Source organism: Corynebacterium sp. KPL1995 (assembly GCF_000477935.1).
Taxonomy (GTDB): Bacteria; Actinomycetota; Actinomycetes; order Mycobacteriales; family Mycobacteriaceae; genus Corynebacterium; species Corynebacterium pseudodiphtheriticum.
The window spans coordinates 983,502-996,870 of sequence record NZ_KI515715.1 but is presented as its reverse complement, the minus strand read 5'-3'; the positions used below and the strand labels follow the sequence as shown (position 1 = coordinate 996,870).

Below are 13,369 nucleotides of genomic sequence, written 5' to 3'. Positions count from 1 at the left end.
GCGAGTTCCTACAACTGACGAGCAAGATTTTGCGCTGCCTTGCGCGCATGCGCAATCACCGCCGGGACGCCAACGCCACCAGCCCACGCTCCAGTCACGGCGATACGGTCTACGTCGGCAAGCACTTCTTCCGCACGCTGCACAGTTTCTGTATGGGTGTGATCATAACGCGGCAACCCACCAAACCAACGCTGCGTATAAATCTCTTCAACACCAGCCGCACGACCGTCGAAACCAGTGAGTGCGGCGAGATCATCAAGAGCATAATCCACGAGTTCATCTTCCGGCGCCCGCGTGATCGTGTCATCACCGAAACGACCAAAGCTGGCGCGCACTATCGTGCCTCGTTCCGCCAAATGTGGCCACTTCCGAGATGACAATGTAAACGCTTTCGCCGTCACCCCGGGTTGATCAGCAGCGACAAGAATCCCAGAATTTTCCGGAAGCGCATTACCTGCTGGATCCACATCCGAAGCAAAACGCAAACCGACAACAGCAGAACTTGCCAACTTGATGGAGCTCATGATCTCAGCCGCCTTCGCGGTAGGACCAGGTAAGGATTTCAAGATCCGCGCTGCCATCGGAGCTGGAGCCGCAACCAAGACGGCGTCGTAAAGAGTTTCATCCACGCCCAGGCCAAGCAGCCGATACCTGGAAGCTGCGGCAGGTGCCGACTGCAAAGGAGCAGAGTCAGATTGCTGAGCGTCGGAGCCCATCTGGTCGGAGCTAGTAGCCCCCGAATGGCTTGCACCTTCCGAACTCGGGACCTCCGAACTCGGGACCTCCGCAATTCCAGTCACAAAAGTTTCCAGGTAGATCTCAGCATCAGAAGCCTGCGCCAACCGCTCATACAAAGTGGCAAACCCGTTGCGGAAAGTACCGAAAACCGGGGCGGGCTTCGCCCCACTAGAAGTCTGCGGCGATGCGGCTTTTTCACCCGCAGCAAGAACCTTGGCAACAGCAGCACTCAGCGTGACCGGCCTGCCCTCGCGCACCAGCTCATCTAAAGCATTCGCTAAAGCCGGAACCGTGGCACGAACCCCCAAATCATCCGCAGCACAGGAATACACCCCACCCAACAACGCAGAAACACAACGATCGACGACTTCATCCCCATAACGATCACGCACCAATAATCCCAGGCTTTGATCCCCACCCAGCTCCCAGGCAATTGACTCTCGTTGCGCTTCCGAATCAATGGACTTAACCGTTTCTGGACTCACAAGACCCGCCACAGCTTGCCCCGTTGCCGGAATCCCCATCACCCCGGCGGTTGGCAACGCATGAGTGGTCTCCTGGGAATACAGCAACGGGCGCAAAGCAGAGGGATAAACAATCTCGTCAGCAAGGCCCAACTCTGCAAAAAACTCACGCGCATCATCCCGCCGGGCTAAAAACGCTTCCGCCCCCATATCAACCGGGCCGCCGTCAAAGGGCACCGTGTGCAACTTACCGCCAATGCGCTCCGCACCTTCCCACACATCAATTTGTGCAGAGGGCAGCTCCTGGCGCAGCTGATAAGCAGCAGTCAAACCGGCGAGTCCGGCTCCAATAATTGCGCAACGAGTCATGAGAAAAATACTCCGAATTAGTCAGGTTGTGAAGGCGACTGCGGCAGCCGTCTAGATAGCTTTAGACGCGCGAGTTCCGGCGTCCATGCTCTTTCAACGAGTTCCTGGCGCAGCAACTGCCCCAGTACCAGTTTCATGAATAAGTTCCACAGCCTTCGTAATGTCTTCCGGGACTGTGTTAGGTAGCACGCCATGCCCCAAGTTGAAAATGTGTCCCGTGGCATTACCAGCGGAAACCGCAGCCGCAGCTTCCCCTTTAATACGGGTAATCTCGCGGGCCATCGCCTGCTCGCCACTAAACAAAATTGCTGGGTCCAAGTTGCCCTGCAACACACGTGGCCCCGCGACCTGGCAAATTCGCTCAGCTGCACTATCCAGCGGCACGCGCCAATCCACACCCATAACCTCAGAACCTGCCTGACTCATGGCACCCAGCAACTCACCGGTGCCGACTCCAAAATGAATACGGGGGATCTCACCTCGCACCGATTCCAGAATGCGCTGCGAATACGGCAACACAAATTCACGGTAATCACGCTCTGTGAGATACCCAGCCCAGGAGTCAAACAGCTGCATGGCATCAATTCCCGCCGTAATCTGCGTCTGCAAAAATCGCGTCACCGTAGGGGTGATTTTCTCCATCAGCAAATGCCAGGTGTTTGGATCAGAATGCATCAACGATTTTGTACGCTCATGGTTTTTCGACGGCCCACCTTCCACGAGGTAACTAGCCAAAGTAAACGGCGCACCAATAAAACCAATCAGCGCCTGCGAATCCGTCAGTTCATCCAGAATTATCTCGATTCCCTCGGATACCTCCGAAATGTCGTCGTCCAGCACCGGTAGATCGTGCACGTCCTGAGGCGTACGCACAGGCTGCGCCATCACCGGCCCCCGCCCCGGAACAATTTCGACATCAACACCCGCTGCTTTCAACGGGATCACAATGTCTGAAAACAAAATCGCGGCGTCGACATCGTGGCGCCGCACAGGCTGCATTGTAATTTCAGCGAGCATCTCAGGCTGAAAGCACGCGTCCAACATGCTCGTGCCCTCGCGCAACTTCCGGTACTCAGGAAGGCTACGGCCAGCCTGGCGCATAAACCACACCGGAGTGCGGCTTGGGGTCCGCCCAGAGGCGGCATCGAGGAAAGGCGAATTGTTTAAATTCCGACGCGTCATAGCTCCCATTATCCACGAGGTCGCAACCTAGAACGAAACCGGCCTAGCAGCGTCCCTAGGCTGTCATGCAGGAACTTCCACCAGCATTTTTTCTTTAGCGCTCTGCGTCCTGCGAGATCTTCTGCGCTTTTGGGGCATCTTCGCTTTTCCCGGAATTTCGGGCCTCGCGCTCCGCCTGCTTCTTAGCTTGCTTCTCTTTTTTCTTTTGCGCCCGCCGTTCCTGCTCAGCGCGTAGCTCTTGCTCCATCTGGCGCATACGTTCTAGCTCCCCGGTGTAGTCCAGCGTCTCATTTCGGCCTCCGAATATGAGAGTAAGGACAGCAGCAACACCAACAAGAACCTGCAGATTGCCGTCAATAATGTAGAAAACTTCCGGAATTTCGGACAACGGGTTGCCAGAAGACCCAAAAATCACAACCAGGCGGAACGTGAAATATAGGCCAAAGAAAAACAGCATCCGCCGTGCCAAACCTGCCCGCTTATGTTGCTTATTAAGCAAATACAGCATCGTTGCCAGTAGTCCAAGCAGCAGTACGGAGATCAGCCCCATCAATACGATCGAGCCATAAACACCAAAGTTCAGCAAACTCTCACTAATTGCTTGGCCGCTTTCTTCGATACTGCTAGCAGCCTGGGCTTGCAGTTCGGAAGGATCCCACAGCGCCAGCGCGATATTGAGAACTTGGTGGACAAACTCCACAACCAGTACGAACGCCCACAGCCGCGTATAAAAACGCACAGATTCCGGCTGTTGCGGGCGTTGGGATTTTTTCGGGGACGGGCTTGTCACACTCTGCTCCTGCAAATTCTTCCCTTTCGCGCCATCAGCCCTTGGTGAAACGCTGTTCGCCTTTGCGGCATTCTTAGTCGACAACTCTGGCTCGCGGGACTGAGGCTGCAAATTCACCATAGGGTGCACCTTATACACTGTGTGGTTTTTGTGCACGGTAGAAGACAGAACGGGCCACCCGGCGGGCATCTTCTTAGCGCTGGTTTAACAGCCGGGCTGCATCCGTCGCAAAGTACGTCAGGATTTGATTGGCTCCCGCACGCTTAATGCTCAACAATGACTCCATCATTACGGCATCACGGTCAATCCAACCGTTATGACCAGCAGCTTGGATCATCGAATATTCACCAGAAACCTGGTAGGCGGCAACTGGCACAGGGGAAAACTCGGCAACCTCGCTGATGATATCCAAGTACGCCAGAGCAGGCTTTACCATGACAAAGTCTGCGCCTTCATCAATATCCAGCTGCACCTCCAACAAGGATTCCCGTCGGTTTGCCGGGTCTTGTTGGTAGGTACGCCGATCCCCTTGCAATGAAGAACCGACGGCCTCCCGGAACGGGCCAAAAAACGCCGACGCATACTTCGCCGAGTAAGCCATGATCGCGACATCGGAATACCCTGCAGAATCCAGCCCCTGGCGGATCGCTGCCACCTGACCATCCATCATTCCTGATGGAGAAACCAGGTGTGCGCCTGCTGCCGCCTGACTCACTGCCATATCCACGTAACAATCCACTGTTGCGTCGTTAAGCACGTCTCCGTTGGCGTCAAGAAGCCCACAATGTCCGTGACTGGTGAATTCATCCAGGCAGGTATCAGCCATGATTAGCAAGTCATCGCCGAACTCTTTGCGCAGGTGTGCGATCCCGCGGTTTAAGATGCCGCTTTCTGCCCACGCTTGTGATCCGTTCTCATCCTTGTGCTCTGGGAGAGGGACTCCAAATAAATCGACGCAACGTACTCCCTGTTCCAGTGCTTGTTCTGCAGCTCGGGTCAAGGAATCAAAAGTGTGCTGAGAAACGCCCGGCATCGCCGAAATCGGGTTCGGCTCGTCCAAACCATCAGCGATGAACATCGGAAGGATGAAATCAGCGGGGCGCAGGTGCGTCTCCGCTGTTAATTCCCGTAATGCGGGGGTGGTGCGTAGGCGGCGGGGGCGACGGGACAGCGGGTAATCCACTTCGGGGACCTTCCTTAAATTTCTTATTTTCCAGGTAAGAGGGGCTGTGGAGCTAGTGCATAGTCAGTTACATAGTCAGCGAAACAACACGGTGGCTCGACTCTAACTGGTGTTTTGCCTGCGTACTACTTTCCGACAGCAAATTTCAAGAACTAGCATTTCGAGAATCAGTATTTCAAGAACTGGTACTTGCAGAATCAGCTTCTCCAGAGGCAGCTTTTCCAGAATCAGTACTTACCGAAGCCGCCGCTTTCCGACGCGTACGACGTTTTTTCCGCGGAGCCGGAAGGTTGCCCGTTGCGCGGAGGTGTGCCACGTGGTCCGCCAGGGCATCGATAAGATGTGGAACATCAGCGACTTCCGGGACGACGTCGACGCGCAGCCCCATCTCTTCTGCCGCGGCTTTCGCCATCGGGCCAATGCAAGCAATGATAGTGCGCTGGTGTGGTTTCCCCGCGATGCCCACGAGGTTGCGCACCGTCGACCCGGAGGTAAATGCCACCGCATCAAAGGCACCCGTTTTGATCATGTCGCGGGTTTCCGCTGATGGTGGAGCCGCGCGAACCGTCCGGTACGCGACCACATCGTCAACTTCCCAACCGAGCGCCTGTAGCCCGTCTACTAACGCATCACCGGCAATATCCGCGCGCGGCAGCAGGACGCGACCAACAGCGTCAATATCTTCCACATATGGTGGGAAAGATTCCACCAAGCCATGAGCGTTTTGTGCGTCTGCCTTCGGCAAAGCTTCCGGAACCATGCCTTTTTCACGAATAGCTTCGGCGGTTTTTCCTCCCACCGCAGCTAAGTGCACGCCAGCAAAATCGCGGGCATCCAGGCCCAATTCCGCGATCTTGTCCCAAACTACTTTTACCGCGTTCACGCTGGTGAACACGACCCATTTATAGCGTCCTTCGACAATGCCTTTGATTGCGCGGTCCATCTGGGCTGGGTTTCGCGGCGGTTCCACAGAAATCGTCGGCACCAATTGCGGAATTGCCCCATAGGAAGCCAGCTGCGCCGACATTGGACCGGCTTGCTCTTTCGTGCGCGGAACCAACACCCGCCAACCGTACAGGGGGCGGTTCTCCCACCAGGAATACTTGGAACGGTCATCAAAGCTGCGCCCTAAGGTCACCACTAAGATGCCGTCAAGCTCTGCGTTCAGCTTGCCCAGCGTTGCTAGGGTCGCCTCATAGGTGCGCTGCAAGCGTGTTGTGCCATTGACTGTGACAAACGCGGGGGTGTCAACGCTCATCCCACGCGTGCTCAGCTCGTCGGCGATCGTCGGCAAGTCCGAAGCCCAAGCCTGCAACACGATAGGTTGTGTGGCGACAGACAATTGGTCCCAGTCGACGTCGCCATCGGTCATATCGGCTTCGGTGTAGGTTGAGCCCAGTGCTAATCCTGCAAACGACGGCACTGTGGAAGGCAACGACATCCCAGGAACCACCTGGAATTCCATGCCAGCGGCACTCACAGCGGAGATTTCCGCCAAAATCGCTTCCCGATTTAATGGGTTACCGGCAACCAACCGGATAACATCACTGCCTCCGGCCTCTTCTAACGCCGTGTGCAGCTGGGTGACGACCTGCTCCGAACCAGCAAACTCCCGCACATCAGCAGCCGTCGGGGCTGCTGGCCTTGGCGGCTTCCGACGAGCCCCCTGGGCTTTCGCCTCAGCACACATGCGGGCGTATTCCTGCTCTGCAGCATCTAGTTTTTCTTGGGGCACTGGCAGTGCCGAGCCCACAATTTCGCGTACCCCAGCAAGCACCTGCGAGTCTGCGACCGCAATAGCGTTGTACGCGAGTACTTCCCTGGCGCGAACTGTTAGAAGGTCCGGGTTGCCGGGTCCGGCGCCGACGAACACCACTTTGCCTTGGTGGGCGACGGAGGGGGCGTTGCTCATATAGACCTTTTCTACGCGCGGTCACGGACAGTAAACAAAAATAAACCACGACGAAGCACCGTCATCTGCGGTTTTGCCTTTAACCGGACCCAAACCGTAGACGGTGCATTATCGTGTGCTAGTACCAGCTTAAAGTAGACGCCGGAAAACTAAAAAACAAACGGATTAGTCGGGACTCATTGAAACTCGAGGGTTAACGTCAGGTTGCGCCCTTAGGGCGAGTAGTATGCACCCCTTTAGCACCCAATCTCAGTGTCCCAGCGTGGCACCGGTGGTGCGCTAGGAATCACCCAGGAGTTCCACAGCGCCGTCGGCAAGCAATGCCTGCGAGACCTCTTCGCCTACCGCGATAGGGTCGGTACCGCTGGCAGCGGCGAGCAACCTCTTTTTCCCATCCAGTGCAAACACCCCACCATGGGCAGTAATCATTCCAGTCTGCTCATCGAAGGTGGAATACGCCGCGACCGGAGCGGTGCATCCTGCTTCCAAACGATTCAGCACCACGCGTTCCGCAAATGCGCAGTCACGGTCGATGACACTGGTGAGCTTGTCGACGACTTCCACAACCGCAGCATCATTCATGCGTACTTCCACGGCTAATGCCCCTTGCGCTGGAGCTGGCATCACTTCATCTACAGCAAAAACCTGGGTCGCTTTGTCCTGATAGCCATTTCGGATCAGCCCGGCATATGCCAATACCACTGCATCGAGTTCGCCGTCGTCAATCTTGCTCATTCGCGTTTCGATATTCCCGCGCAGAGGACGAATATCGAGATCCGGGCGTAAGGACAGCAATTGTGAGATTCGGCGAGGCGCCGAAGTACCCACGCGGGCACCTTCCGGTAATTCATCCAAGCGCAGACCATCGCGCGCAATCAGGGCTTCCCGGTTGTCCTCGCGCTTCGGGATTACCAAATGGAACCTGTCGTCCGCAGCCGTCGGCAAGTCTTTAAACGAGTGCACGGCCACGTCGCAGCCTCCTGCATCAAGTACTTCCCGCAGTTTCTGTGTAAATACGCCCACTCCGATACGCTCAACCGGGGCCATATTCACATCGCCTTCCGTTTTAACGATCTTCAACTCCGCGGGCGCACCAGCTGCAATAATCCAGTCACGCACGTGGCCAGCCTGGGTAGTAGCTAGCTTCGAGCCCCGGGTACCAATCTGCAACATGTTCTACTCCTTAGGCCCCATGCGGGTTGCCTTCTGCGTCTCTTAAAGCTTTTTAAAGGGATTCTTTAACGCTAATTATCCACGGAATTTTTATTCGTCCCAGCCTTATCGTCGGCCCTGGAATGGTTCCCGGCGTTATTACCCAGAGCAATAACTTCCTGCACGGACGGTAACTCATCGGCATCGACAGCAATCGAGCTACCATCGATCTCCAAACCAAACATTTCTTGGAGTGCTGTTTCATGGCTGACCGCGCCTGATTCCGCTGCGAGTTTTTTCGCCCGCACGGTGGGTTCGTGCAATAGCTTGTCGACGGCACGCCTAATCGCTACCTGTACTTGTCCGAAATCATCCTCCGACATATGCGGACGCCTTTGCCGAAGACGCGCCATCTCACACTCAATCACGCCAGCAGCATGCTTGCGCAAGGCAGAAACTGCGGGGACCACTTCGCGTACACGCTGTTCAGAAGCAAAGGCTTGCAACTCCTCACGAACAATGCGTTTCGCGTCTTGGTGGCCGACAGTGGTATCTTCATCGCTTTGCGACGTCAACGACTGATGCAGCCTCTCGATGTTGACCAGATCAACCCCGCGAAGCTTTGCGGTGTCATCCGCAATGTCGCGTGGCAATGAAAGGTCAATGAGTACCAGGTGACCGTGGCGCTGTTCCGGAATGGAAGCCCGGTCGACCGTGTAATTGTCTGCGCCCGTCGCCGAAACGATGATGTCTACTTTGCCATAAACTTGCTGACGGTCTTCGAAGTTCACAGCCTCTGCACACACGCCAGCTTGGTGCGCATGGTCGACCAGATTATCAGCCCGTTCGCGGGTGCGGTTAGCAACAATGATCTTGTCGACGCCCAACCGCCCCAGATGTGTGGCAGCCAAGGACGCCATCGCGCCGGCTCCCAATACCAAAGCTGTACGCCCGATCAGCAAAGGCTCGTCGACATGGTCAGGGGTGTGAACAGTTGCGGAGGCATCACCGCTCTGCAAACCCAAATCCATATACTGCAGCGCTTCGTTCAACGCAACAGTAACCATAGATGCGCCTGCCTCATCGATTTTAGTCTCGGTATGCACTCTCTTTCCTGCTCGCAGAGCAGATTGCGCCAGGGCATGAAGAGTTTTTCCAGCCGTGTTTGCGGCTACTGCACGCTGGTACGCCTTGCGTACCTGCCCGATGATTTGCTGCTCACCGACCACCATGGAGTCCAACCCGGAAGCGACCACCATCATATGCTCAGCAGCAGCATCCGCATACCGCACGTAGAGATAGCTACGCAGTTCATCGATAGCAATGTGAGAAATACGGTGCAGGACTTCCACCACATCTTGAACTCCGGAATGGAATGAATTCGTGACGCAGTAGACCTCCAAGCGGTTGCACGTGGAGATGATCATTGCCTCACTCAGCGACGAAGTGGCCACGAGCTCAGCATTCGTCTCCTCGCGTTGCATGCCATCTACGCTCAGTCGCTCCAACAAAGCGACCGGAGCCGAACGATGGGACATTCCCACGACGAGCACGCTCACATTTTCCTCCGCAATCTCACTAACTCAACTACAAAACTTAACTACAGTAATCCGCGTCACGATTGGAACGACTCAGGGCTTCGCCCAGCACACCGCGCCCACCAGTTAGGGCACTCCAGCTAGAGCCCTCCAGCTGTCCCGGATTTGGGTAGGCCCACACTCACGGCTGAGGTCTACCCATGATATCAACCAAAAGGATAGCCCCAATGGCCACAGAAAGCAGAATCTCCAGGGCAATGGGCAAGCAAATTAGCAGCTCCTAGAGCCCATTCTGCAAAGCAGCGGCCAACTCATCGTTGTCGACCTCCCAGCACGCGAATTCCTCGTCATCAAGAACCACCACCGGCACCCGGTCTCCAAACTCGACCGCAAGCCCAGCATCATTATCAACGTTACGCACGACCAGTTTTGCATCTGCGGCTGCAACGATTGGGGCGATCTGCTCGCGAACGCGAACACACGACCCACAATTTGTCCGAACCATCAATTCTACGATGTGCGTGGGCGTGGGGTTAGGTCTAGGAATATAACCAGCTTCAGCCTTATTCTCGGTGGCATCTTCCTCAGCTCGAGCGACCCCGACAGAATTATCGTGACGCGATTGCATCGCGGACTCCCCGGATCGCCAAGCGTCATTCATCATGCAAACTAGCCTCTCTAACTTCTAAGCTATACGGGTCTATGTTCTGCGGGCCGCTCTAGCCCCAGGTCCAGTGCGGCTCAACGCCAGCTTCCTGGCACCATCTTAGCTGCACACTGGGTAACCAAATTCTGCTTGCATCTCGAACACAGTATTCCCCGAACTACACTCTCAAGGCGACTAGAAACCGCTCCACAACCACATACTATCTGGCCAATCCACCCGACCGCAGTTGAACTGGCCCCCGAAAATTCGCCCAAGCAGTTCTACACCAGAGAAAATACAGCACGAAATATTAATGGGTTTTTACATACAACAGGTAAAGTTTAGCGAGTGAATTTCTTGTCTGATCCTGACGGCAGTGGGCCGAACTCAGCAGAAGATTTCCTCGCGGAATGGTCTGCAAGTCGCGGCAATTTACGACGTTTCCTAGAAAACACCGTTATGCCACCACTGGACGAGGCACACCAACAAGAAGCCGGTGAAGCCGCCGCCGCAAACGCCATTAGCGAAACTTTTGGCATCGGCCTCCCCGACTTTGACTCGGGCGTCGCCTCGGTCTCGGGATCAGTGAAAGCCGCAGGAAGCTTTAAACTTACTCAGCCCGACCCCGCCATACCGCAAGACATCGGCGCAGCTGCGTTTTTTGACGTAGATAACACCCTCATTCAAGGATCATCACTCGTCGTTCTCGCTATGGGCCTGGCACGGAAGCGGTTTTTTCGCTTGCGCGATATCGCCCCGATCGCGTGGAAACAAATAAAATACCGCGTTACCGGCTCCGAAAACATCAATGACGTAGCCTCAGGGCGCGAACAAGCCCTGGAATTTATTAAAGGCCGCACCGTAGAAGAGCTCAACGACATCTGCCAAGAAATCGTGGACTCACGGGTTGCAGACAAAGCCTATCCTGCTACCCGTGAACTAGCGAACAAACACTTGGCAGCCGGCCAACAAGTATGGCTCGTGACGGCAACACCTGTGCAACTGGCCCAAATTTTAGCCCAAAGGTTTGGTTTTACAGGTGCGCTTGGCACCGTGGCAGAGGTGCAAAACGGCAAATTCACTGGACGACTAGTCGGCGACATCCTGCACGGACCAGGTAAAAAACATGCAGTCGCTGCTTTGGCTGCGATGGAGAAGCTAGATCTTGATCGCTGTACTGCCTATTCAGATTCAATCAACGATATTCCGATGCTGACAATGGTCGGCACCGCCGTAGCTATTAACCCAGATAGGGAACTGCGCAAGGAAGCAGAATCGCGGGGGTGGAAAATCAACGACTACCGTTCCCTACGCAAGGCTGTGCGGTCCTTCGGTGTACCAGCATTAATTACCGCACTATTTTCCTACGGTGCTTACGGTGGCTGGAAAATATTAGGGCCTTCTAAGAAAAAATCCACCACATAGAAAGCAAATAGCCACCGTTCAAACCAAAAGCCAGGTAAATCAAAAGCTAGGTAATTCAAGCACAGGTTGCTGCCCAATAAATTTAGCAACATTCCTTCATCTTTTGCTGCAACCCAACCCCATCATTAGCTGTGGATAACTCCGTTTCTCCACAGATTTTCGGACTGTTCCCCATTTCCACTGCAACTATCCGCCCCGGGCTCTTAACGTCAGTTCCATGACACCTTTAGGCAAGCTACGTGAGTTTTCCCCAGAACAGCACCAGCATGGTTCCCGGAAACGTCCTCCACACCTACATAACCAAAAACGGGCAGACGCTTGGCAACGAATCTCCGACATTGCGTCCATCCTCTCAAAATTAGACGCAGAATTAGCAGATCTTTGCGATGAACTAGCGCAATCTAAAAGTAAACACCTCGACCACAGAGCGTCTATTGCGCAAGCACTCGAATACCTTTCCCAGGCTGCTTCTGCCCGTCGATCCAGCGAAACTTCTCTTGCATGGTGTGCAGAGCGAACCGAAATTGGTCGATTGGTAGGTACAACGACCGCTCGTGGGTTTTATACCAAACGCCTAGGTTATTCCACATCACACGCCAATACTGTAAAAAATCGCGCAACAACCGCCTACGGACACATCCATATCGCCGAATACGATCCAGATGACGAGGAAGTCGAAGTTGAATCTAGCAATCAGCGATCAAAACGGATGCGTTTAGCAAAAAACAAGCTTAACCAGGAAAGATATGCCCAATCTACCGGTCGTGAACTTGCACGACAAATTTCCACAGACAAGGTCGACGTAATTGATCGGGAGTTACGCCACCTTAACGACACCGCGGTGCCAGGAAAACACCAGGTTCGTCTAGAATCCATGAAAGAGGCTGACAAGGGACGCAACTGTGCCGACCTCACCCACTGGTGTCGTGAGCGTATACGCAACGCAAATAATCATCCTGACGCTTATTCGTCGCCTGCTAAGGCACGGGCAACCCAAGAATCTGCACGCTCTAAGCGCTACATTTCTCAACCCCGAGAGCTTCCCAACGGAATGATAAATTTCGGAATTACCACCGACCCTGTCTTCTCCACGCGCATTGAAGCTATTCGGGCAAAAGCCACACGAGTCTGGAAAGCCCGTCAGGCCGACGCCACTGTCACGGAGACTCGAACACTTTCACAATTTGTCCACGACTACTTCATGAACGCTATATTCGGGCCTACACCAAACTCGGAAGCGTCCCAAGTCACAGCGGAATCAGCAGAGAAAACAACAACTGCTAGAGTGTCTGCGCAACTGGTGCTGGTCGGCACAATCGATGACTACCTAAATATGGGACCACGAACGAGGTTCCGGACAGATACCGGCACTACGCTAACCCCGGCAGAAATTATGCAATTGGGAATCTCCGAATGCCATCTTGGAATCACGGACAATGGCAAGGCAAAGCTTCTCGACGCGGGCTCAGTACGCAACACGACTCAGATCCAAAGAGCCTTTCTCACTGCAATGCAGCTAGTTTGTAGCCACCCTGGCTGCTCAGAGCCAGCGGCGAAATGCGAAGGCCATCACATAACTGCATATTCTCACGGTGGAAAGACCAACATCGAAAACCTCACGCTACTTTGCGCCTATCATCACCGAGGCAATAACGACCAACGTGACGGCCAAAACAACATGGGCCACATGGAAAGAGAAAACGATACTCATCTTGTAGGCAAATTTAACCCCAGCACCGGAAAGATCGACATCAATGAAACGATTGCCGCACACAATGCTCCAGGTCGTCGGTTGCTGGCAGCCTCTCCAACGCCGACTAAGGCGCGCACCAAAAACAGAGCCGCATAGCCCGGATCTGCACTAGATACACAAAATCCCTGTGGAAACTAGTGACATGGAGACTCGACGGTAATTTGGATGCCGAACTCCAGCCTGTTCCACAGGGTGCGTGCTGGTAGACAGACCACAT

The 13,369-nt window shown here is 54.6% G+C and carries 10 protein-coding genes; 2 read left to right on the top strand and 8 right to left on the bottom strand.

Going from position 1 to position 13,369, the window contains the following annotated elements; genetic code table 11:
• Positions 1-8 precede the first annotated feature (8 nt).
• From HMPREF1292_RS04350 to HMPREF1292_RS04315, 8 genes are all read right to left on the bottom strand, one after another.
• On the bottom strand, positions 9-1,571 hold the full coding sequence (locus HMPREF1292_RS04350; RefSeq protein ID WP_023018905.1) for a protoporphyrinogen oxidase: 1,563 nt from the start codon (positions 1,569-1,571) through the stop codon (positions 9-11).
• Between the two features lie 93 nt (positions 1,572-1,664).
• On the bottom strand, positions 1,665-2,762 hold the full coding sequence (gene hemE, locus HMPREF1292_RS04345; RefSeq protein ID WP_051137362.1) for a uroporphyrinogen decarboxylase: 1,098 nt from the start codon (positions 2,760-2,762) through the stop codon (positions 1,665-1,667).
• A gap of 85 nt (positions 2,763-2,847) precedes the next feature.
• Positions 2,848-3,663 (bottom strand): hypothetical protein, encoded by an 816-nt coding sequence (locus HMPREF1292_RS04340; protein WP_023018903.1) that lies wholly within the window; start codon positions 3,661-3,663, stop codon positions 2,848-2,850.
• Positions 3,664-3,736: 73 nt separating this feature from the next.
• Positions 3,737-4,726: a porphobilinogen synthase gene (hemB, locus tag HMPREF1292_RS04335; protein WP_023018902.1), complete on the bottom strand. Its 990-nt coding sequence runs from the start codon at positions 4,724-4,726 to the stop codon at positions 3,737-3,739.
• Between the two features lie 175 nt (positions 4,727-4,901).
• Positions 4,902-6,638 (bottom strand): uroporphyrinogen-III synthase, encoded by a 1,737-nt coding sequence (locus HMPREF1292_RS04330; protein ID WP_023018901.1) that lies wholly within the window; start codon positions 6,636-6,638, stop codon positions 4,902-4,904.
• Positions 6,639-6,917: 279 nt separating this feature from the next.
• Positions 6,918-7,811 carry a hydroxymethylbilane synthase gene (hemC, locus tag HMPREF1292_RS04325; protein ID WP_023018900.1) on the bottom strand — a complete coding sequence of 298 codons (894 nt, stop codon included), beginning with the start codon at positions 7,809-7,811 and terminating at the stop codon, positions 6,918-6,920.
• A 71-nt stretch (positions 7,812-7,882) separates the two neighbouring features.
• The gene (locus HMPREF1292_RS04320; protein WP_023018899.1) at positions 7,883-9,349 is read right to left on the bottom strand and encodes a glutamyl-tRNA reductase; all 1,467 of its coding nucleotides are present in this window, start codon (positions 9,347-9,349) and stop codon (positions 7,883-7,885) included.
• 259 nt (positions 9,350-9,608) lie between these two features.
• A complete protein-coding gene (locus HMPREF1292_RS04315) occupies positions 9,609-9,833 on the bottom strand; it encodes a glutaredoxin family protein (RefSeq protein WP_034645779.1) in 225 nt (74 codons plus the stop codon).
• 600 nt (positions 9,834-10,433) lie between these two features.
• Between HMPREF1292_RS04315 and HMPREF1292_RS04310 the strand changes: the two genes are divergently transcribed.
• Positions 10,434-11,399 carry an HAD family hydrolase gene (locus HMPREF1292_RS04310; protein WP_369707193.1) on the top strand — a complete coding sequence of 322 codons (966 nt, stop codon included), beginning with the start codon at positions 10,434-10,436 and terminating at the stop codon, positions 11,397-11,399.
• Between the two features lie 217 nt (positions 11,400-11,616).
• The gene (locus HMPREF1292_RS04305; protein ID WP_023018897.1) at positions 11,617-13,248 is read left to right on the top strand and encodes an HNH endonuclease signature motif containing protein; all 1,632 of its coding nucleotides are present in this window, start codon (positions 11,617-11,619) and stop codon (positions 13,246-13,248) included.
• The last annotated feature ends 121 nt before the right edge of the window (positions 13,249-13,369 follow it).

What these genes read in the sequence shown, in the direction of transcription:
- HMPREF1292_RS04350 (WP_023018905.1), bottom strand. Translation starts at nt 1,571, where the DNA reads ATGACTCGTTGCGCAATTATTGGAGCCGGACTCGCCGGTTTGACTGCT.
- hemE (WP_051137362.1), bottom strand. Translation starts at nt 2,762, where the DNA reads ATGGGAGCTATGACGCGTCGGAATTTAAACAATTCGCCTTTCCTCGAT.
- HMPREF1292_RS04340 (WP_023018903.1), bottom strand. Translation starts at nt 3,663, where the DNA reads ATGGTGAATTTGCAGCCTCAGTCCCGCGAGCCAGAGTTGTCGACTAAG.
- HMPREF1292_RS04330 (WP_023018901.1), bottom strand. Translation starts at nt 6,638, where the DNA reads ATGAGCAACGCCCCCTCCGTCGCCCACCAAGGCAAAGTGGTGTTCGTC.
- hemC (WP_023018900.1), bottom strand. Translation starts at nt 7,811, where the DNA reads ATGTTGCAGATTGGTACCCGGGGCTCGAAGCTAGCTACTACCCAGGCT.
- HMPREF1292_RS04315 (WP_034645779.1), bottom strand. Translation starts at nt 9,833, where the DNA reads ATGGTTCGGACAAATTGTGGGTCGTGTGTTCGCGTTCGCGAGCAGATC.
- HMPREF1292_RS04310 (WP_369707193.1), top strand. Translation starts at nt 10,434, where the DNA reads ATGCCACCACTGGACGAGGCACACCAACAAGAAGCCGGTGAAGCCGCC.
- HMPREF1292_RS04305 (WP_023018897.1), top strand. Translation starts at nt 11,617, where the DNA reads ATGACACCTTTAGGCAAGCTACGTGAGTTTTCCCCAGAACAGCACCAG.